The sequence below is a fragment of the Pseudomonas sp. GGS8 genome, assembly GCF_024168645.1.
In the GTDB taxonomy this organism is placed as follows: domain Bacteria; phylum Pseudomonadota; class Gammaproteobacteria; order Pseudomonadales; family Pseudomonadaceae; genus Aquipseudomonas.
On sequence record NZ_JALJWF010000001.1, the window covers coordinates 5567551 to 5586379 of the forward strand.

Consider the following 18829-nt stretch of genomic DNA (forward strand, 5'->3'; position numbering starts at 1 on the left):
ATCCTGTGGGAGCGGGCTTGCCCGCGATAAGGCCAGACCAGCCACCACAAAACTTTCAGACATAAAAAAGCCCCGCCTCTTTCGAGACGGGGCTTTTTCATTCAACGCCTGATCAGGCAGCCGGCTCCAGCTCGGCGCTCGCAGTGGCGGTGATAGCCGCAGGCACCACCGCTTGACCGCTCAACGCCACATCCAGCAATTCACGGTTGGCCACCGCGTACATGGCGTAGTCAGTGCCGCTGGCGGCACGGATTTCCACCAGCATGGCGCGCCAGCGCTCGATCATGCCTTCGTTCTGCTCCATCCACAGCTCCAGGCGTGTTTCCACGTCCTGGGTGCCATCGCCCTGTTGCAGGACCGAGATGGTGATCGCGCGCTGTTGCCAGTCGACGTCATCGCGGAACGCTTCACGGGCCAGGGCCTGCCAGTTGTTTTCAACCGGCAAAGCGCTGATCTGTTGCAGGTACCAGGTGATGTCCAGCGCACTGCCCACGGCGAAGTAGGCCTTGGCCACGTCCGCAGGGTCCTGACCGGTCACGTCGGAAGCCTCGATGATCGGCAGCAGGGTGTACAGGTGCGTGGTGCCAGCCACCATGCGTGCCAGCAACTCCGGCACACCGGCTTCGACGTACGCCTGATAGCGGGCCTGCCAGGTGTCGCGAATCTCGCCACTGAGCAGTTCGTCAAGCTTGAGGCCCAACTCCTTCAGGTGCGGACCGAAATGCGCGACGTCACGGGCAGCGTTCTGCTCGTTGCGGCGAGCACGCAGGAACCAGCGCGTAGCGCGACGGCCCAGGCGCATCAGCTCGTCCATCAACTCCAGTTGTACGTCGGCCGACACCTGGTAGTCCAGGGCTTCGATCTGACGGAACCAGTGCGGGAGGTGGAAAATGTCACGCACGATCACATACGCACCGGCCACGTTCGCCGGGCTCATGCCGGTCGACTCTTTGAGCCGTTGAACGAAGGTGATACCCATGTGGTTGACCAGATCGTTAGCGATCTGGGTGCTGACGATTTCGCGCTTCAGACGGTGACGGCGCATGGCGGCAGAGAACTTGCTCACCAGCGTCAGCGGGAAAGCGGTTTCCATGTCGCGGGTCAGGTAGTCGTCGTCCGGCACCAGGGAGTTGAGCAGTTGCTCCTTGAGGTCGATCTTGCTGTAGGAGATCAGCACCGACAGCTCGGCACGGGTCAGGCCATGGCCTGCCGCGACGCGCTCGTTGATCGCTTCTTCCGCCGGCAGGAACTCGATGGCGCGATCCAGCTTGCCGCGACTTTCCAGATCGTTCATCAGGCGCTTGTATTCAGCGATCCGTGGCAAGGCACGACGGGCGGCCAGGGACAGAGCCTGAGTCTGTTTGTAGTTGTTGCCCAACACCAGACCACCGACTTCGTCGGTCATGCTCGCCAGCAGCTGGTTACGTTGCTTGTCGGTCATGTCGCCGGCTTGAACCACTTCGTTCAGCAGGATCTTGATGTTCACTTCGTGGTCGGAGCAGTCCACGCCACCGGCGTTATCGATGAAGTCGGTGTTGGAACCGCCGCCATTGAGGCCGAACTCGACGCGACCCAGCTGAGTCATACCGAGGTTACCGCCCTCGCCCACCACTTTGCAGCGCAGTTCGTTGCCGTTCACGCGCAGTGCATCGTTGGCCTTGTCGCCGACATCGGCGTGGCTTTCGCTGCTGGCTTTGACGTAAGTACCGATACCGCCGTTCCACAACAAATCCACCGGAGCCTTGAGCAAGGCATTGAGCAGTTCGGTCGGGGTCAGCTTGTCGGCCTGAATGTCGAAGCGCGCTTTCATCTGCTCGGAGATGGCAATGCTCTTCGCGCTACGGGAGAAGATCCCGCCGCCTTCGGACATGATGCTGGTGTCGTAATCCGACCAGGCCGAACGCGGCAGGTCGAACAGGCGCTGACGCTCGGCGAAGCTGTTGGCAGGCTCCGGGTTCGGGTCGATGAAGATGTGCAGGTGGTTGAACGCTGCGACCAGTTGCAGCTTGTCGGACATCAGCAAGCCGTTACCGAACACGTCACCGGCCATGTCGCCGACGCCCACCACGGTGATGCTGTCTTCCTGAACATTGATGCCGCGTTCGCGGAAGTGGCGTTGAACGCCGACCCACGCGCCCTTGGCGGTGATGCCCATTTTCTTGTGGTCGTAACCGGCGGAACCACCCGATGCGAAGGCGTCACCCAGCCAGAAGCCGTAGTCGATGGCGATGCCGTTGGCGATGTCGGAGAAGGTCGCAGTACCCTTGTCCGCCGCCACTACCAGGTACGGGTCATCGTCGTCATGGCGCACGACGTTGGCCGGCGGTACCAGCGCGCCGTCTTTCAGGTTGTCGGTGATGTCCAACAGGCCCGAGATGAAGATGCGGTAGCAGGCGATGCCTTCGGCCGCGATCTCGTCACGGCTGCCGCCCAGTGGCAGGCGACGCGGCAGGAAGCCGCCCTTCGCACCCACCGGCACGATGACCGAGTTCTTCACTTGCTGGGCTTTTACCAGGCCCAGGACTTCGGTACGGAAGTCTTCTTCACGGTCAGACCAGCGCAGACCGCCGCGAGCCACGTTGCCGAAGCGCAGGTGCACGCCTTCGACGCGCGGCGAGTAAACGAAGATTTCGAACTTCGGAACTGGCTTCGGCAGCTCTGGAATCTGGTGCGGGTTGAACTTGAAGCTGAAGTAGGACTTGTTCTGACCGTGAGCATCGGTCTGGTAGAAGTTAGTCCGCAGGGTCGCTTTGATCAGGTCCAGGTAACGACGCAGGATGCGGTCTTCGTTCAGCACCTGAACATCGTCCAGCGCCGTCAGAATCGCCTGTTCCAGACGTTGCTGCTTGTCTTCCAGATCGTCACCGGACAGCTTGCGCGCCAGGTAGAAACGGGTCTTGAACAACCGGGTCAACTCGCGAGCGATGTCGGTGTGGTTGTTCAGGGTGCTGGCGATGTAACCCAGGTCGAAGCCCAGACGGATCTGTTTCATGTAACGGGCGTAGGCACGCAGCAGCGCCACGTCGCGCCATGGCAGACCGGCGGTCAGCACCAGACGGTTGAAGGCATCGTTCTCGGCATCGCCACGCACGATGTGGACGAAAGCGTCCTGCAAAGTGTCGTTGAGTTGCTGGATGTCGAGTTCCAGGCCTTCGGCAGCCGTAAACGCGAAGTCGTGAATCCAGAACTCGCGGCCGCTGTTGTGGCGCAGGCGATACGGGAATTCACCCAGCACGCGCAGGCCGAGGTTTTCCAGGATCGGCAACACATCGGACAACGCCAGCGGCGTGTCGGCGTGATACAGCTTGCAGTGCAGCTCACGTTGGCCCGATACCTGACCCAGCGGCTGATAGAAGCTCATCACCAGCGGATTTTTTTCGTTCAGGCTCAGCAGGTGCTGCATGTCGACCACCGCCGAGTGGGCGGCGAAACGCTCGCGGTAACCGGCCGGGAAGCCTTTCGGGAAGTCGGCCAGCACGTTGGTGCCCTGGGCTTCACCGAAGCTCTCGACCACCAGGCTCGCGTAATCGTCCTGCCAGCTGCGGCAGGCCTGCACCACTTCTTTTTCCAGGAGAACCGGGTCGATGTCCAGACGGTTCTTCGGGTCGACCCGCAGAATCAGCTGCACACGGGCCAGCACGGATTCGGAGAAGAAGGTCCAGAACTCGCAGTCAGAGGCTTTCAAGCGATCCATCAGCACTTGCTGGATCTTCTGGCGCACTTCGGTGGAGTAGATGTCACGCGGCACATAGGCCAGGCAGTAGCAGAAACGACCGTACGGGTCTTTGCGCAGGAACACGCGGATCTTGTTGCGTTCCTGGATCTGCACGATCGACATCACGGTGGTGAACAGCTCGTCCACCGGAGTCTGGAACAGGTCATCGCGAGGCAACACTTCAAGCACCTGGGCCAGTTCCTTGCCCAAGTGAGCCTTGGCCTGGAAGCCCGAACGCTGTTCGATGATCTCGACCTTGCGACGGATGTAAGGAATGACCCGCACGCTTTCGCCATACACCGACGAGGTGTACAGGCCCATGAAGCGGCATTCCTTGACGACGTTGCCGTTGGCATCGATCTGGCGAATCGATACATAGTCCGGGTAGGCCGGACGGTGGACACGGCTTGGGTGTGCCGCCTTGGCGAACGACAGCGGCGTCGGTTCACGCAGATAGTTGACGGCGTAGTCTTCGATGCGCAGGTCATCGACGGTCAGGCCGGCGCGCAGCAGTTTGGTCAGGCCGAGGAACGAGCTCTGGTCATAGTCGATGTGACCGCCGTTCTGATCTTCGCCCACCACGAATTCTTCGTAGCCCAGGAACGTGAAGTGGTTGCCCACCAGCCATTCCAGGAAGCTCTTGATTTCGGATTTTTCGTCGGCGTCGATGGCGAACTGGCTATTGTCGATGCCTTCGATCAGCTCCTGGACCTTGGCTTTCATCGGTTCGAAATCGGCGACCGCGACGCGGACTTCGCCGAGAACCTGCTCCAGTTCCTTGGCCAGGACATTGAGTTCGGCCGTGTTGGCACAACGATCGATTTCCAGGTACATCAGCGATTCTTGCAGAATGCCTTCGCCCTGAGTGCCCTTGGGCAGGATTTCCAACAGCTCGCCCTTGCTGCCGCGACGCACGCTCAGCACAGTGGTTTGCAGGGTATGAATGCTGTAGCCACGACGGTTCAGCTCGGTACGCACCGAATCCACCAGGAACGGCAGATCGTGGTGCAGCACTTCGACCGCGGTGTGGGTCGACTGCCAGCCGTGACGTTCGTAATCGGGGTTGTAGACGCGCACTTGCGGTTGCGCGTGATCGAAGCGCTCAAGCAGGCGCCACGCAGAAAGGGTACAGCCGGCGAGATCGGACAACCGACGCTGGGTCAGTTCGTCGAGGGAAATGATGCCGAAAAATTGTTCGGCGAACAGCGCCACTTGTGGCAGTGCCTGTTCACTGATGTGCTGCGCCAGTGCCGCTTGCAGTTGGTGCTGGAAGTCGGCTTTGCTGGCTGCGGTGAAGAACGCCATCTGTGGTACTCCGCTTGGGCTTGTTATTGATGGAAGCGTCGCGTGCAAACCCCTTTCGGGGCAATCCGTCACCCTGTTCCTGATTCTCGGGCAGAGGAAACAGGATGACAGTTGGGTGAAGCTGGACGAGACACTCAGGTCACATTCACCTTCCATTAAATGGGCATCTGCAAAAACGACTGTCGGGGCTACCATCGCAGCCATCGTCAATGCCTTTACGGGTGCTCATCCGTTGCGCAGCTTAACCAGTGCGGCAAGGGCTGTGCTTGCAGCGCTGCGACATATTCGGTCATCGGCACGTAACTCGCGGCATGCGCCTCGAACAACACTAGCAGTCGTGCAGGAAAATGGGCGTTTTATGCCCGGTTTTACGGCACCCGCGTGCCCGAAATGACCGAGGAGGCCCCGAATGTTCACGACACATTCTCTGACACTCAGCCGAGCAGAAATTCCCCAGGGCTGGCAGAATTGTCGTTTGTTGTGTTCACAACGCTCGCCGAGCCAGGATTTTTCCCATGCAAATGACAACCGACCTCTTGATCGTCAACCCGTGCGATGACGAAGAAGACAATCTGGCCATGCTCTGCTGCACCAGTGCCGAGGGCGAAATGTTCCTGATGAGCCGCTTTCCGGACGAGGACGAGCTGGAAATCATCTTCCACGACAAGCCTTCGGCCCTGGATGGCGTGAAAGTCACCCTCAGCCCTGACCGCCTGCTGATCGAAATCGCCGCCGTGGACGCCGATGCGCTGGGTGGCAATGATTCGCTGGAAATCCTGCACAGTACCGATGCCAGCGATCTGGCTGAGGTGGAGGAAACTCTGCAGAACATCCTTAAAGGCATCGGCACTTACATCAGCCAGCGCTAATGGTGCTTGAGCGGGCCTCATCGCGGGCAAGTCGGATCGCCGCGATGAGGCCAGAACAGCCACTGTCCGGCCCACCCTGGATTAATCCAACAATTTTGCCCATCAATTCCCGCACTTTGCACAAAATGCCGTTAGTCGGCACCCCCCGCGATGGATTAAAGTAACGCCCCCAGCCCTGGCGTTATTCGAACGTCTTCGGTCACCCTTTCCAGGAACAGTCATCGATGGAACATCGTGAAGCGCTGCTCGCGCTGCGAACCTTTCTTTCAACGCAGATTCTCGGCCAGGAAAAACTCATCGAGCGCTTGCTCATCGCCCTGCTCGCCGACGGTCACATGCTGGTCGAGGGCGCCCCAGGACTGGCCAAGACCAAGGCCATCAAAGAACTCGCCGAAGGCATCGAAGCACAGTTCCATCGCATCCAGTTCACCCCCGACCTGCTGCCGGCCGACATCACCGGCACGGAAATCTATCGCCCGGAAACCGGCAGCTTCGTGTTCCAGCAAGGTCCGATCTTCCATAACCTGGTGCTGGCGGATGAAATCAACCGTGCCCCGGCCAAGGTCCAGTCGGCCCTGCTCGAAGCCATGGGCGAACGCCAGGTCAGCGTCGGGCGCAGCACCTACGAGCTGTCGCCGCTGTTTCTGGTCATGGCCACGCAAAACCCCATCGAGCAGGAAGGCACCTACCCGTTGCCCGAAGCCCAGCTCGACCGGTTCCTGATGCACGTAAAAATCGGCTTCCCCGACGCCACCGTCGAACGGCGGATTCTGCAACAGGCTCGTGGTGAAGCGCTGCACGGTGAAACCAAGCCCGAACGTCGGGTCAGCCAGCAGGCGATCTTCGCCGCGCGCAAGGAAATCCTCGGGTTGTACATGGCCGACGCCGTGGAGGAATACCTGGTGCAACTGGTCATGGCCACGCGCATCCCGGCCAAGTTCGACCCGGAAATGGCCGAATGGATTGCCTATGGCGCCAGCCCGCGCGGCTCCATCGCCCTCGACCGTTGCGCCCGGGCTCACGCCTGGCTGGCCGGTCGCGACTTCGTCAGCCCGGAAGACATTCAGGCGGTGCTGTTCGATGTGTTGCGCCATCGCATCATTCTTTCCTTTGAAGCCGAAGCCGCAGGCATCGACCAGGACCGGGTGGTCCAGCGGATTCTCGACGTCGTAGCCGTCGCTTGACCCCGATGAACACCCTTCTGCCGCCCGAGCCGGGCATCCGCATCAGCCTCGCCGAGCTGATCGAGATGCGCCATCGCGTGCGCGAAGTGCAGCTGTTTTCCACGCCGAGCCAGCGCAGCCCGCTCATCGGCCTGCACCACTCGAAACTGCGCGGGCGCGGGGTGGACTTCGATCAGGTGCGGGTCTATCAGGCCGGCGATGACGTGCGCAGCATCGACTGGCGTGTCACCGCCCGGACCCAGGAACCGCACACCAAGTTGTTCCATGAGGAACGCGAACGACCGATTTTCATCATGGTCGAACAGAGCCGTCGGCTGTTTTTCGGCTCCGGGTTGATGTTCAAGTCGGTGCTGGCTGCCCAGGCCGCGAGCCTGATTGGCTGGGCCGCGCTGGGGCATAACGACCGGGTCGGCGGGCTGGTGTTCGGCGACGACGAGCACTACGAAATCAAGCCACGACGCAGTAAGCAGAGCCTGCTGCAACTGCTCAACCGGCTGGTGCGGGTCAATCAGTCGCTGCACGCCGAACGCGAGCCGGACCGCGATGCCTTCGGCATTGCCCTGCGCCGCGCGCGGGAAGTGCTGCGCCCCGGCAGCCTGGTGATCGTGATCTGCGACGAACGCGCCTTGTCCGACAGTGCCGAGCAGCAACTGAGCCTGTTGTCACGCCATTGCGACCTGTTGCTGCTGCCGGTGTCCGACCCGCTGGATCACGCCCTGCCCGCCGCCGGGCTATTACGCTTCGCGGAACGGGGCGCGCAACTGGAACTCGACACCTTGAATTTCGACTTGCGCCAGGCCTACCGCGCCCAAGCGGAAGCGCGCATCGCCCGCTGGGAATTGCTGGCGCAGAAGCTACGGGTGTTGCTGATGCCGTTGAGCACCCAAAGCGAGATGGTCGAGCAATTGCGCGAATACCTGAACCCACAACGTCCGGGGAAAGGTCGATGAGCAACCTCGATCAACTGCAACCGTTGATTTCCCCGCCACCGATCGGCTTCTGGCCGCCGGCACCGGGCTGGTGGCTGCTGCTGTTGTTGCTGCCGCTGATCGGTTTCGGCGTATGGCAGTTGCGACGCTTCATTCCGGACAAGCGCCCTGTCGTGCGCGCCGAACAACCGCTGGACCCGGTGCGCCTCGCCGCCCTGGCCGAACTCGCCCTGATGCCCAAACCCTACGACGGCGCCCCGGCCGGTGCCTGGCTGCAGCAACTCAACGGCTTGCTCAAACGCCTGTGCCGCAACCATTACCCTTACAGCCAGAGCCACACCCTCAACGGTCGCCAATGGCTGGCGTTCCTTGATAACCGCTGCCCGGCTGCCGGTCTCACGCGCTGGATGGTGCTGGTGGAAGGTGCCTACAAGCCCGAATGCAAACTCGACGACAAGGCCATCGCTGGCCTGACTCAAGCCGTCGACACCTGGATTCGCAAACATGTTTGAGTTCGCCTGGCCGTGGATCTTCGCCCTGCTGCCGCTGCCGTGGCTGATGCGGGTGCTGCTGCCGGTGGCCGACAGTGGCGAACCGGCGCTCAAGGTCAGCTTCCTCAGCGACCTTGAAAGCCTCGCTCGTCGCCGCGCCCGGGCCAACCTGCCGGCCTGGCGCCAGCAGGCCCCGTTCATTCTCCTGTGGCTGTTATTGCTGATCGCCGCGGCGCGCCCGCAATGGCTCGGCGAACCGCTGCCGATTGCCGCCAGTGGCCGCGATTTGCTGGTGGCGGTGGACGTGTCCGGTTCGATGGACTTCCCCGACATGCAGTGGCAGGACGAAGACGTCAGCCGACTGTCATTGGTGCAGCATTTGCTCGGTGATTTTCTCGAAAGTCGCGACGGCGACCGGGTCGGGTTGATCCTGTTCGGCAGTAAAGCCTACCTGCAAGCGCCGCTGACCTTCGACCGCCATACCGTGCGGGTGTGGCTCGACGAAGCGCGAATCGGCATCGCCGGCAAGAACACTGCGATTGGCGATGCCATCGGCCTGGCCCTCAAACGCCTGCGCCAACGTCCGGCACAAAGCCGCGTACTGATTCTGGTCACCGACGGCGCCAATAATGGCGGCGAAATCGATCCATTGACCGCCGCACGCCTGGCGGCTAATGAAGGTGTGAAAATCTACCCGATCGGCATCGGCGCCGACCCCGAACAAAGCGGCACCCTGGGCTTCCTGGGCATCAACCCGAGCCTGGACCTCGACGAACCAGCCTTGAAAGCCATCGCTCAAGCCACCGGAGGGCAGTACTTCCGCGCCCACGACGGCCAGGAACTGCAGGCAATCAAGGCCACCCTCGACAAACTGGAACCGGTGGCCCAGCAACCTACGCAGGCCCGTCCGGCCCAAGCGTTGTATCACTGGCCTCTGGCGATGGCGTTGCTGTTGAGCATGCTGCTGGTTGTCCGCGTGCGCTGGCCGGATAACCTGTTGCAACGACTATTTACCGAGAAGCTGTTTACCAAAGAGCGGTTTCTGCAAACGCAACTGCCCGACTGGCGTCAGCGTCTCAAACGCCTGCGTCTGCGGAGGCGCCGATGATTACCTTCTGGCCGCACTGGTTCCGCCCCTGGTGGCTGTTGTTATTGCCGCTGCTGGGCTGGTTGCTCTGGCAACTCTGGCACCGACAGAAGCGCGCGGGTCGCTGGCAAATGATTTTGCCACCGGCCTTCCATGCCGCCTTGCTCAGTGGTGGCAGCGGTCGCGAGAGCAAACTGCCATGGGTTGCCCTGGGCCTGGCCTGGGTACTGACCGTGCTGGCCCTGCTGGGGCCGAGCTGGCAACGCGTCGAGCAAACCGGCCAGAAACCCGCTGACCCGCTGGTGGTATTGCTTGAGTTGACCCCGGAAATGCTCGCCTCCGACGTTGCGCCAAACCGGCTGGAACAGGCCCGGCGCAAACTGCTGGATCTGCTGCAAAACCGCAGCGATGCGCAGACCGCCATCGTCGTCTACGCCGGCAGCGCCCACACGCTGGTGCCGCTGTCGGATGACCTGTCGACCAGCCGCAATCTTTTAGATGCACTCAAGCCGTCGCTGATGCCCCAGGCCGGTCATCGCGCCGATCTGGCGGTGGCCAAGGCCCTGGCGCTGCTGGATCAGGGTGCCCTCGGCCAGGGGCGGATCCTGCTGATCGGTTCGTCGCTGACGGAGCACGAACGCCAAGGGATTCGTCAGGCGCTGGACGCCAAGCCCACAGAATTTCTGATGCTCGGCATCGGCACCGCCGAAGGTGCGCCGGTCGCGCAGGACGACGGCAGTTTCCTCAAGGACGATCAGGGCGCGATTCTGGTGCCGCATCTGGACGGCACCAGCCTGACAGCCTTCGCCAACGGCCTGGGCGGACGTTATCGCCAGGCGCGCCTGGATGATGCCGACCTGCGTGGCCTCGGCCTGTTCGATAGCCCGCGGGACTTGCGCAACGATGGCCAGACATTGCGCCTCGACACCTGGGCTGATCAGGGTTACTGGCTGCTGCTGCCGTTATTGTTGCTGGCCGCCTGTGCCGGGCGCCGCGGCTGGTTGTTCTGCCTGCCGCTGCTGTTCCTGCTGCCGCAACCGAGCTACGCCTTCGATTTCGAAGACCTGTGGCTGCGGCCCGATCAGCAGGGTTTGCACTTGCTCAAACAAAAGCGCCCTGCTGAAGCCGCGCAACATTTCGAAGATCCGCAATGGCAAGGTGTGGCGCTCTATGAAGCTGGCGACTACAGTGGCGCCGCCCAGCGGTTTGCCCAAGGTAACGACGCCCACGCCCACTACAATCGAGGTAACGCCCTGGCCAAAAGCGGTGAACTGGAAGCGGCGCTGGATGCTTACGACCAAGCGCTGGAACGTCAACCGGACCTGCGCCCAGCCCTGACCAACAAGGCACTGGTGGAAAACCTGCTCAAGCAGAAATCCACCACGCCGCCCGTCGAACCGGACAAAACCGCCGAGGGCGAAACCGAAACCATGCCTCAGGAACCGCCACCGGGCAGCGCCACCCAACCGAGCGATGGTGAGCCAAAAACCGACGCCCAACAGGCCACGCCGGACGCCGAGCAGCCACCCACGTCCCCCCCGCAACCGGGCGCCAATGAAGTCCCTGGCAGCGAGTTGGGGGATGAACAAAGCACCACGCCACCGCGGCACCCCGCCAGCGAAATGCTCGAAGGCGAACAGCAACAAGCGCTGGAGCAATGGCTGCGCAAGATCCCGGATGACCCCGGCGAACTGCTCAGACGCAAATTCTGGTACGAACAGCAACAACATCAGGATCAGGGAAAAACTCGATGACCCGCTTCACCGCCTTCTTGCTCGCAGCGCTGTCCGCTCTGTTGCTTTGCGCCGTTCAGGCTCAGGCTGCAGGGCTGGTCGCCAGTGTCGATCGCAGTCGCCTGAGTTCCGGGGAGACGGTCGAACTGACTCTGGAATCCAGCGACGTGACCCAGTTCGGCAAACCCGACCTGACTCCACTGGAGCCACAGTTCGAGGTGCGCGGCACTCGTCAGGTCAACCAACTGAACACCCTCAACGGCAACACTCAAGCGACCACCCGCTGGATCATCACGCTGCTGCCCCGGCAGAACGGCAGCGTGGTGATTCCGTCGCTGCAACTGGGCGAGGCGCAGAGCCAGCCGATTACGGTGCAGGTGATCGAGAGCGAAACCCAGGACAGCAGCAACACCCTGGCACCGGTGTTCATCGAAGCCAGCCTCGACCAGAACAGCGTCTATGTGCAGGCTGAGGCGATCCTGACCTTACGCATTTACCATTCAGTGTCACTGTTCGACGACAGCAGCCTGACCCCGTTGCAGATTCCCGATGCACGCATTGAACAGCTGGGTGAGTCGCGCACCTACGAGAAAGCCATCAACGGCCTGCGCCATGGCGTGATCGAAATGCGCTACGCGATCTATCCGCAGCACAGCGGTGTATTGACCATTCCGGCGCAGGTGTTCAGTGCCACGCTGGTCGATACCCAGCCTTCCCCGGACGCTACATCCCAAGGGCCCAAAGCGGGCAAGTTGATGCGCGTCACTTCCGCCGAGATCCCGTTGACGGTCAAGGCCAAACCCGGTTCTTACCCAGCCGATGTGCCCTGGCTGCCGGCTCGCAGCCTGAACCTCAGCGAAAGCTGGAGCCCGGAACCGGATCATGCGCAGGTCGGCGACTCACTGACCCGCAGCCTGACCTTGAGCGCCGAAGGCCTCGCCAGTTCCCAACTGCCACCTTTGCCCGCCACCGAGATCAACGGCCTGCGGCGCTACCCGGATCAACCGGTGCTGAGCAACCAGAGCGGCGAACGCGGTTTGGTCGGCAGTCGCGAGGACCGTGAAGCGCTGGTGCCGACCCGCACCGGTGACATCGACTTGCCGAGCGTTGAAGTGGTCTGGTGGAACACCTTCGAGGATCATCTGGAACACACCAGCCTGCCGGCCCGCACGCTGCAAGTGGCGAGCAATCCGAGCCTGATCGTCGACACCCCGGCGGGCAGCCCGCAGGTGATGTCCGGCGCCAGCAACGAAGCCCTTTGGTGGTGGAAGCTCAGCACGGCGATTCTGGCCTGCACCACTCTGCTGGGCTTCGGCCTCTGGTGGCGCGCCCGCTCGCAACCGGCGATCCAGCGGGCGGCACAGACCGGCCCGAGCCCACGCACCCTGCTCGACGATCTCAAACGCGCCTGCCAGGCCAACGACACCCACGCCACCCGCCAGGCCCTCGACGCCTGGGCCCGGCAACAACCGGAAACCCTGGCCGACATGGCCGCCCGTTTTGTGCCGCTGTCCGATGCGCTGGACGGCCTGAACGGCGCGCTCTACAGCGAAACCGGGCAGTATTGGCAAGGCGAAGAACTGTGGCGCGCCATCCGGGCGATCCCGACGGCCGAAGGGGTTCAAGGCGTGGTCGGCGATAGTGGTTTGCCGCCGCTTTATCCCAAATAATCCCGACCAATGGGATGAAGGGGCTGTTGTGGCGAGGGGGCTTGTCGGAACGCCGCATCGCCCCGTTCGGCTGCGAAGCAGTCGTGAATCCAGGCAACTCGGTGGCACTGAAGCATTGTAGGGGGGCGCTTCGCACCCCAACGGGGGCAAGCCCCCTCGCCACAAAATCAGTGCCTGACCACATCCCACCTGTTTGCCAGTAAACTCTCCCCTCTTTAGCCGCCATCAGTTCCCCCGCGGCCATCACCTTATTTTGTTGCGGAGTACGCCTTGCGTCTGTTCCACACCTCCGACTGGCACCTTGGGCAGAACCTGCACGGCCAGGAACGCGATTTCGAGCACGCCTGTTTTCTCGACTGGCTGCTGCGTCAGCTGAAGCTGGACCAGCCCGATGTGCTGCTGATTGCCGGCGATATCTTCGACACGGTCAACCCGCCGGTCAAAGCCCAGGAACGCCTCTACGATTTCATCGTCAGCGCCCACGAACAGCAGCCCTTGCTGACCATCGTGATGATCGCCGGCAACCACGACTCCGGCTCGCGGATCGAACTGCCCGCGCCGTTGATGCGGCGCTTGCGCACTCATGCCCTGGGTCGCGTGCTGTGGCTGGATGACGGTCAACTGGATGCCGAACGCCTGTTGCTGCCGTTGCCGGATGCCTCGGGTGAAATCGCTGCCTGGTGCCTGGCGCTGCCGTTCCTGCGCCCCGCCGAAGTGACGGGCGCGCACCTGGGTGACAACTATTTGCGCGGCATCGGCCAGGTTCACGAGTGGCTGATCGAAGCGGCGAACGCCAAGCGCAAGCCGGGCCAGGCGCTGATCGCCATCAGCCATGCGCACATGGCCGGCGGTTCGGTGTCCGAGGACTCCGAGCGCAGCCTGATCATCGGCAACGCCGAAGCCCTGCCCGCCAGCCTGTTCGGGCCGGGCATCAGCTATGTCGCCCTCGGGCATTTGCACAAACCGCAGAAGGTCAACGGTGAAGAACGCATCCGCTACAGCGGCTCGCCGATTCCGTTGTCATTCTCCGAGATCGGTTACCAGCATCAGATTCTCGACATCAAACTGGATGGCGAAACCCTGCTCAGCGTCGAACCGAAACTGATCCCCCGACCGGTAAACCTGCAACGCCTCGGCCCCGCGCCGCTGGCGGAAGTCCTGCTGCAACTGGCCGACCTGCCCAACATTGACCTGCTCGCCGATATCCAGCGCCAGCCGTGGCTGGAAGTGCGGGTGCGTCTCGACGAACCGCAACCGGACTTGCGCCATCAAGTGGAAACGGCCTTGCAAGGCAAAGCGGTACGGCTGGTGCGAATTGCCGCCGAATACGCCGGCAACGGCAGCCGCGACGGCGTCGAGGACGGCGCCACGTTGATCGAACTGGATCAACTGACACCGCAGGAACTGTTCAGCCGCGCCTGGCAGGACAACTACGGCAGCGAGGTCGACGAGCAAACGCTCAAGGACTTCGCCGAGCTGTTGCAAGACGTGCAGATGGAGAGCGAACAGCCATGAAAATCCTCGCGATCCGTCTGAAAAACCTCGCTTCCCTGGCCGGGCCGTTTGAAATCGACTTCACCGCCGAGCCCTTGGCCAGTGCCGGTCTGTTTGCGATTACCGGGCCGACCGGCGCCGGCAAAAGCACGCTGCTCGATGCGCTGTGCCTGGCGCTGTTTGGCGCCGTACCGCGCCTGAACAACGCTCAAGCGTCCGCCAAAACGCCGGACGCCGACGGTGAAATCAGCACGGGCGATCCGCGCACGCTGTTGCGTCGTGGCACCGGTGAAGGCTTTGCCGAAGTGGATTTCGTTGGCATCGATGGCCGTCGTTATCGCGCACGCTGGGAAGCCAATCGCGCCAGGGAAAAGGCCGGAGGCAAGCTACAAGCCAGTCGCCAGAGCCTGCGCGATATCGATCAGGATCAACTGCTCGCCAGTCAGAAACTTGAATTCAAAAGCCAGATCGAGTCCGTACTGGGCCTGAACTTCGAACAGTTCACCCGCGCCGTGTTGCTGGCCCAGAGCGAGTTCAGTGCGTTCCTCAAGGCGGACGACAACGACCGCAGCGAACTGCTGGAAAAGCTCACCGATACCGCGCTCTACACCCGCCTCGGTCGCCGCGCCTTCGACAAGACCAAAGAAGCGCGCGAAGTTCATAAACTGTTGCAGGACCAGGCCACCGGGGTCACGCCACTGTCGCCTGAAGCCCGGGCCGAGCTCGATGAGCGCTTCAACGACGCGCAGCAACTGCTCAAGGCCCAGCAGGCGCAGCTCAAGCAATTGGAGCTGCAACACACCTGGCTCAAGGACCTGCGCCAGTTGCAGGACGCGCAACAGAGCGCCACCGAGCAACTGCAATCCGCCCAACGACACTGGAACAGCCTGGCCGGCGAGCGCTTGAAGCTGACCCGTCTGGAGCAATTGGCCCCGCAACGGCACCAGTTCGCGCGAAAAACCGAACTGACTGCCCAGCTCACACCGCTGGCGGCGCAGATTCAGCAGCACATTCAACAGCAGACCGAACTGAACGCACGTCAGGCTCAGCTCGAACACAGCCTGAGCGCAGCGCAAACGGCACTGGCCGCCGCACAAAGCCAACACAGCAACAGCGCGCCACTGCTGCGTCAGGCCTTCGAAGAGCAAAGCACCCTCGCCCGCCTGGCCAGGGACGCCAGCCTCAGTGCCGACCTCAAGCAGCAGGCAGAACTGGCCTGCACGCAGGGCCAAAGCACGATTCAGGGTTTGCTCGACCAACAGAAACAGGTCGCAGAACGCTTGCAGCGTATCGCCGCGGAGCTTGAACAAAGCACTCATCTGGCGCCGCTGAGCGATGCCTGGAACGCCTACCGCGATCGTCTGCAGCAACTGATGCTGATCGGCAATCGCTTGAACAAGGGCCAGGCCGAACTGGCCGCCCTCGAGCAAAGCGCCACCCGGGCCGCCGAGGATCTGGCCACCCAGCGCCAGAGCCTTGAGCTGCTGTATAAAGAGGCCGGCGCCGAACCCGAAGCCGTGGCCGAGCAGATTCAGATCCTCGGCAGCCTGCTACAGGACAACCGCAAGCAACTGCGGGCCGTTGAAGAGCTGACGCGGCTGTGGGCCAGCCAGCAGGAACTGGACAAGCGCGGCGCCGAACTTCAGCAACGCCAGCTCGCGGCGCAGCAAGAGCGTGATCGTCTGACCCAGGACGGCGTGAAGACCAAGGCCGAACTGACCGTCGCCGAACAGACCCTGACCGTCACCCGCGAACTGCTGGAACGTCAGCGCCTGGCGCGCAGTGCCAGCGTCGAAGAACTGCGTGCACAACTGCTGGACGATCAGCCCTGCCCGGTTTGTGGCAGCCCGGACCATCCTTATCATCAGCCCGAAGCCTTGTTGCAAAGCCTCGGCCGTCACGATGAAAGCGAACAGGCCAACGCCCAGAAAGCCGTGGACCTGCTCAAGGAAAAACTCACCGATCTGCGCGCCGAAGTCGGCGGCCTGATTGCTCAGCAAAAAGAACTGCTGCAACAACAAGAACAGCTCGCGACTCAGCAACAAAGCCTGGCACCGAGCCTGGAAGCACACCCACTGTCTGCTCAACTGTTGGCCCAGGACGTAAACAAACGCGATGCCTGGCTGACCCAACAAAGCAGCCAGTTGAACCAGAGCATTACGCAGGACGAACAACGGCAAACCGCCCTGCTCACCCTGCAACAGGATGCCGCGCGCCTGGCGCAACTATTGCGCAGCGCCGAAGTGGCGAACCAACAGGCGACACAACACCTGCTCAACCAGCAACGGGAGTTGAGCAGCGATCGCCAACGCCTGGACGAGGAACTGACTGCATTCAGCAGCCTGTTGCCAGCCGAGACACTGGAGGCCCTGCGCAACGAGCCTGCCGCGACCTTCATGCAGCTCGACCGGCAGATTGCCCAACGTCTGCAACAACTCGAGCAGCAGCGCGATGAACTCGGCGAACAGCAACAACGCCAGCAGACGCTGGACAAAGAACAGGACCGCCAGCTGACCCGCACCCAGCAACTGGACGCCGCGCAGCAGCAGTTCACCGCGCTGGCCGGGCAACAACAGGCTTGCCAGGAAAAACTGACGCAACTACTGGGTGAGCACGCCAGCGCCGAACAATGGCAGCAGCAATTGGATCAGGCCGTCGAACAGGCACGCAATGCTGAAGCAACAGCCAATCAGGAACTGCAAAGCGTGCGCACGGGGCTGGTGCAACTGGCCGCCGAACTCAAGGCGCAGCAGGAGCGTGCGCAAGCCCTGGAAAGCGAAGACCGCGAGCTGAGCGCCAAGATCGCCGACTGGCGCGCGCAGCATCCCGAGCTGGACGACGGTGGACTGGAAGCGCTGCTCGGCGTCAACGACCAACAGCTCAGCGAGCTGCGTCAACGATTGCAGCAAAGCGAACAAGACATCGCGCAAGCCAAGGTGCTGTTGCAAGAGCGGGATCAGCGCTTGCTCGATCATCAGGCGCAGCACAACGGCAACCTGGACACCGAACAACTGGCCACAGCACTGGCCGAACTGCAAAACCTGTTCGCCACCAGCGAGCATCGCTGCGCCGAATTGCGCGCCGAGCAAACCGAAGATCAGCGCCGACAGAACGCCAATCAGGCGCTGGCGCAGCAGATCGCCGACGCCTACGCCGAGTACCAGCGCTGGGCGCGCTTGAATGCGCTGATCGGTTCGGCCACCGGCGACACCTTCCGCAAAATCGCCCAGGCCTACAACCTCGACCTGCTGGTGCATCACGCCAACGTGCAGTTGCGGCAACTGGTGCGGCGCTATCGCCTGAAACGGGGCGGCAGCATGCTCGGGTTATTGGTGATGGACACCGAAATGGGCGACGAACTGCGCTCGGTGCATTCGCTGTCCGGCGGCGAGACGTTCCTGGTATCGCTGGCCCTGGCGCTGGGGTTGGCATCGATGGCGTCGAGCACGCTGAAAATCGAATCGTTGTTCATCGACGAAGGCTTCGGCAGCCTCGACCCCGAATCTCTGCAGTTGGCCATGGACGCCCTCGACGGCCTGCAAGCGCAGGGACGCAAGGTCGCGGTGATTTCCCACGTGCAGGAAATGCATGAACGGATTCCGGTGCAGATCCAAGTCCACCGCCAGGGCAACGGCCTGAGTACCCTGGAGGTGAAATGATCACGCTGTATTCGTTCCGCCGCTGCCCCTACGCCATGCGCGCTCGCATGGCCCTGCGGTATTCGGGGGTTGAGGTGAATATCGTCGAAGTCAGCCTCAAGGCCAAACCGGCCGAAATGCTCGCACTGTCGAGCAAAGGCACGGTACCGGTGCTGAGCGTGGACGGCCGGGTGATCGACGAAAGCCTGGAAATCATGCGTTGGGCGCTGGCGCAGAACGATCCGCAGGACTGGCTAGTCAAGGATGACCCTGTCGGGCAGCAATCCATCGCCGGGCTGATCGAAGAGAACGATCAAGTGTTCAAGGTGCACCTCAATCGCTACAAATACGCCGAACGATATCCCGAGCAATCGATGACGTTTTATCGCGCCGAGGGCGAAGTGTTTTTACGCAAGCTGGATGAGTTGCTGGAGGGCCGCGACTACTTGCTGGACGAACACCCGAGCCTGGCGGATGTCGCCTTAATGCCGTTCGTACGACAGTTCGCCCACGTGGATCGCGAGTGGTTCGGGCAGACGCCGTATGTGCGATTGCAGGGCTGGTTGCAGCGTTTCATCGAGTCAGAACTGTTTACTGACGTGATGGCAAAGCAAAAATAACAGCATTCCTTTGTGGCGAGGGGGCTTGCCCCCGTTGGGGTGCGAAGCAGCCCTGAATCAGGTTATCGCGATTTGTCAGATGAACCTCAGTCGC

Annotated in this window: 11 protein-coding genes; 10 read left to right on the forward strand and 1 reads right to left on the reverse strand. The window is 62.1% G+C overall.

What is annotated here, in order from left to right; translation table 11 throughout:
• Positions 1-112 precede the first annotated feature (112 nt).
• A complete protein-coding gene (locus J3D54_RS24785) occupies positions 113-5020 on the reverse strand; it encodes an NAD-glutamate dehydrogenase (protein ID WP_253423944.1) in 4908 nt (1635 codons plus the stop codon).
• A gap of 515 nt (positions 5021-5535) precedes the next feature.
• On the opposite strand from J3D54_RS24785, the gene J3D54_RS24790 reads away from it, so the two are divergent.
• The 10 genes from J3D54_RS24790 (at position 5536) to J3D54_RS24835 (ending at position 18735) form a co-directional block, all read left to right on the forward strand.
• Positions 5536-5889: a hypothetical protein gene (locus tag J3D54_RS24790; protein ID WP_253423947.1), complete on the forward strand. Its 354-nt coding sequence runs from the start codon at positions 5536-5538 to the stop codon at positions 5887-5889.
• A gap of 224 nt (positions 5890-6113) precedes the next feature.
• Complete coding sequence (locus J3D54_RS24795; protein ID WP_007941298.1) at positions 6114-7073, forward strand: MoxR family ATPase; 960 nt, start codon at positions 6114-6116, stop codon at positions 7071-7073.
• A 5-nt stretch (positions 7074-7078) separates the two neighbouring features.
• Positions 7079-8023 carry a DUF58 domain-containing protein gene (locus J3D54_RS24800; RefSeq protein ID WP_253423950.1) on the forward strand — a complete coding sequence of 315 codons (945 nt, stop codon included), beginning with the start codon at positions 7079-7081 and terminating at the stop codon, positions 8021-8023.
• Entirely contained in the window at positions 8020-8514 is a 495-nt protein-coding gene (locus tag J3D54_RS24805) for a DUF4381 domain-containing protein (protein ID WP_253423953.1), read from the forward strand. Before J3D54_RS24800 ends, J3D54_RS24805 begins: the two co-directional genes overlap by 4 nt.
• Positions 8507-9601, forward strand: coding sequence for a VWA domain-containing protein (locus tag J3D54_RS24810; protein ID WP_253423956.1), 1095 nt, complete (start codon positions 8507-8509; stop codon positions 9599-9601). Before J3D54_RS24805 ends, J3D54_RS24810 begins: the two co-directional genes overlap by 8 nt.
• Positions 9598-11334: a tetratricopeptide repeat protein gene (locus tag J3D54_RS24815; protein ID WP_253423959.1), complete on the forward strand. Its 1737-nt coding sequence runs from the start codon at positions 9598-9600 to the stop codon at positions 11332-11334. Before J3D54_RS24810 ends, J3D54_RS24815 begins: the two co-directional genes overlap by 4 nt.
• Complete coding sequence (locus J3D54_RS24820; protein ID WP_253423962.1) at positions 11331-12983, forward strand: BatD family protein; 1653 nt, start codon at positions 11331-11333, stop codon at positions 12981-12983. Before J3D54_RS24815 ends, J3D54_RS24820 begins: the two co-directional genes overlap by 4 nt.
• A gap of 270 nt (positions 12984-13253) precedes the next feature.
• The gene (locus tag J3D54_RS24825) at positions 13254-14498 is read left to right on the forward strand and encodes an exonuclease SbcCD subunit D C-terminal domain-containing protein (RefSeq protein ID WP_253423965.1); all 1245 of its coding nucleotides are present in this window, start codon (positions 13254-13256) and stop codon (positions 14496-14498) included.
• A complete protein-coding gene (locus J3D54_RS24830) occupies positions 14495-18136 on the forward strand; it encodes an AAA family ATPase (RefSeq protein ID WP_253423968.1) in 3642 nt (1213 codons plus the stop codon). Before J3D54_RS24825 ends, J3D54_RS24830 begins: the two co-directional genes overlap by 4 nt.
• Positions 18133-18735 carry a glutathione S-transferase gene (locus J3D54_RS24835; protein ID WP_253423970.1) on the forward strand — a complete coding sequence of 201 codons (603 nt, stop codon included), beginning with the start codon at positions 18133-18135 and terminating at the stop codon, positions 18733-18735. The genes J3D54_RS24830 and J3D54_RS24835 overlap by 4 nt, the downstream gene beginning before the upstream one ends.
• Positions 18736-18829 lie beyond the last annotated feature (94 nt).

Excerpts from the sequence above, each read along its gene's own strand:
- J3D54_RS24800 (WP_253423950.1), top strand. The coding sequence starts at position 7,079 with ATGAACACCCTTCTGCCGCCCGAGCCGGGCATCCGCATCAGCCTCGCC.
- J3D54_RS24785 (WP_253423944.1), bottom strand. The coding sequence starts at position 5,020 with ATGGCGTTCTTCACCGCAGCCAGCAAAGCCGACTTCCAGCACCAACTG.
- J3D54_RS24790 (WP_253423947.1), top strand. The coding sequence starts at position 5,536 with ATGCAAATGACAACCGACCTCTTGATCGTCAACCCGTGCGATGACGAA.
- J3D54_RS24805 (WP_253423953.1), top strand. The coding sequence starts at position 8,020 with ATGAGCAACCTCGATCAACTGCAACCGTTGATTTCCCCGCCACCGATC.
- J3D54_RS24810 (WP_253423956.1), top strand. The coding sequence starts at position 8,507 with ATGTTTGAGTTCGCCTGGCCGTGGATCTTCGCCCTGCTGCCGCTGCCG.
- J3D54_RS24795 (WP_007941298.1), top strand. The coding sequence starts at position 6,114 with ATGGAACATCGTGAAGCGCTGCTCGCGCTGCGAACCTTTCTTTCAACG.
- J3D54_RS24820 (WP_253423962.1), top strand. The coding sequence starts at position 11,331 with ATGACCCGCTTCACCGCCTTCTTGCTCGCAGCGCTGTCCGCTCTGTTG.
- J3D54_RS24835 (WP_253423970.1), top strand. The coding sequence starts at position 18,133 with ATGATCACGCTGTATTCGTTCCGCCGCTGCCCCTACGCCATGCGCGCT.
- J3D54_RS24815 (WP_253423959.1), top strand. The coding sequence starts at position 9,598 with ATGATTACCTTCTGGCCGCACTGGTTCCGCCCCTGGTGGCTGTTGTTA.
- J3D54_RS24830 (WP_253423968.1), top strand. The coding sequence starts at position 14,495 with ATGAAAATCCTCGCGATCCGTCTGAAAAACCTCGCTTCCCTGGCCGGG.